The 1,007-nt window shown below is 74.7% G+C and carries 1 protein-coding gene; it reads right to left on the reverse strand.

The window, feature by feature from the left end; translation table 11 throughout:
• The coding region (locus ACFW9D_RS38330) for an alpha/beta fold hydrolase (protein WP_384630099.1) at window positions 1-866 on the reverse strand (866 nt) is incomplete at its 3' end.
• Between the last annotated feature and the right edge of the window lie 141 nt (window positions 867-1,007).

Genomic DNA, 1,007 nt, shown 5'->3' on the forward strand with positions numbered 1-1,007 from the left:
GGCTCGGTGGTCGCGATGAAGTCCCGCAGGACCGTCTCGAAGCGCTGCGGGTCGGTGCGGAACGGGAAGTGCCCGGCGTCCTCGAAGATCTCCAGGCGGCTGCCCGGCATCGCCACGTGGCCGAGCCCCGCGTGCGCGGCCGGCACCACCTGGTCCCGGCCGCCCCACACCAGCATCGTCGGCATGCCCTGGGCCAGATAGCAGCGGTCCAGCATGGTGCCGACCTGGCCGCGCCAGTCGACCACCGCGCGCAGCGTGCGGATGAACGCGTTGCGCGAGGTGCCGTCCGGCAGCGCGTCCACCACCCGCAGCAGGTCCGGCGCGTCGACCCCCAGGTTCGTGTCGAGGAACTGCAGCGCCTTGACGGCGAGCCCGATCTGGGTGCGCATGGTCGGCATCCGCAGCGCCATCATGAGCAGTTCGGCGCCGGGCAGGGTCGCCGCCCGCAGCAGTGGTGTGACCTGGCGGCTGATGCCCCCGGTGCCGACGAGCACGAGCCGCTCGCAGCGCTCGGGGAACTGGTACGCGAACTGCATGGCGACGGCGCCGCCCAGCGAGTGCCCGACCAGCGTGACCCGCTCGACGCCGATGACGCCGAGCAGGTCCCGCATGCCGTTCGCGTACGCCGCCAGGGAGTAGTCGGCGCGCGGCTTGTCGGAGGCTCCGTGGCCGAGCAGGTCGGGTGCGATGACGCGGTAGTTGCGGGCCAGGCCCGGCATGACGTCGCGCCAGGTGTCGGAGGAGTCGCCGATGCCATGGATCAGCAGGATCGCCCGGCCCTTGCCCGCCATCCGGAAGGCGCGTCGATAGCCGTGCACGGTGCGGAAACGCATCCGGATCTGTGAGCCGCCGGTGGGCGAGGTCATGGGTGTCAGGCTCCCTCGGGGCCGCGGCGGTGGTGCCGTTCGCCCGGACGCTCGCCGGGCAGCCGGGCCGGGCCCCCCGCGCCGGGGTGGGCGGGGGGGCGGGGGGGCGCGGGCGCCCCCGCCCCCGGCGCGGGCGTGCCC

It is taken from the genome of Streptomyces sp. NPDC059524 (assembly GCF_042749255.1).
GTDB lineage: Bacteria > Actinomycetota > Actinomycetes > Streptomycetales > Streptomycetaceae > Streptomyces > Streptomyces xanthii.